Annotated in this window: 2 protein-coding genes; one reads left to right on the plus strand and one right to left on the minus strand. The window is 30.9% G+C overall.

The features are described from left to right. Positions 1–257, minus strand: a 257-nt coding sequence (locus tag ACFIL8_RS11085; RefSeq protein WP_375689844.1) for a hypothetical protein, incomplete at its 3' end; no start/stop codon positions are given. 113 nt (positions 258–370) lie between these two features. Between ACFIL8_RS11085 and ACFIL8_RS11090 the strand changes: the two genes are divergently transcribed. Then, positions 371–697, plus strand: a complete 327-nt coding sequence (locus ACFIL8_RS11090; protein WP_273721234.1) for a hypothetical protein — start codon at positions 371–373, stop codon at positions 695–697. The last annotated feature ends 273 nt before the right edge of the window (positions 698–970 follow it).

Below are 970 nucleotides of genomic sequence, written 5' to 3' on the forward strand. Positions count from 1 at the left end.
TGTTGCTCTTGCATTAATCTCTGCAAGCGCTCGGGATAAAAAAAATCTTCTGGACGCAAATCTATCCCATGATCACGCGCATAATTTAAAAGCATAATTTGGTATTTAGCTGGAATGATGCCGCCTTTACCCTCTAGTTTTTTTAAAGGATAAGTCCATTTATAAACAGCAGACACATGGCATTGAGAAATCAATGACACACGTTTCGCACCGCCTAAATATTTTATAATCGTACCTGCTGAATTTTTGATATTCATTTTAATTTCTCTATTTATCAAACGGGCATTTATTCGATTATAGAAAAAATGTCAACATTTTTTCTAAAATAGAAATGTTGATATTTTTTAAAACAATAGGAATATTGATAAGTATGGATATTCAAAAAGAAATAAAAATTTGGGCAAATGAAAAACTTAAAACAATGGGTCATGGGTCCCGAACTGAATTAGCTAAACATATGGGACTTCATACATCTGTTGTATCTAAAATGCTTTCTGTCGATGATGATAAAGAAAGTAGAAGCATATCTGCTGATGAACTCGTTAGATTAACTTCATTTTTTAAAGCTCTCCCCCCTCATTTTATACCCGATAATTGTGATGATTATTTTTTAAAATTATATTCCTCGGCAAAGCCAGAGCATAGAAAAGCCGTCATTTCTTTTCTGCGATCTTTGCAAGAAGAAGATGGAAAATAACCACCCGTTTTTGCTCATTTGTTAATGACGAAAATATTTTTAGAGCTTTTTTAGACTGCTTCATACAGAATTTTCTCCACATTGAAATGAAAATTAAATTACTTTTTTGTGTAGACTATTTGTCTATTACTAAAAAAATTTTTTCTGTTTTAGAAAAATTATATTGACTTATTCTAAAATCGAAAATATGTTCACTCCATATCTTAGAAAATAACTTTTGCCAATAGGCAGTATGGAGGCATTTGTGAATAAACCAGTGTTTATAAATTCTGA

The sequence above is a fragment of the Bartonella sp. AP57NXGY genome (assembly GCF_042195805.1).
GTDB lineage: Bacteria > Pseudomonadota > Alphaproteobacteria > Rhizobiales > Rhizobiaceae > Bartonella.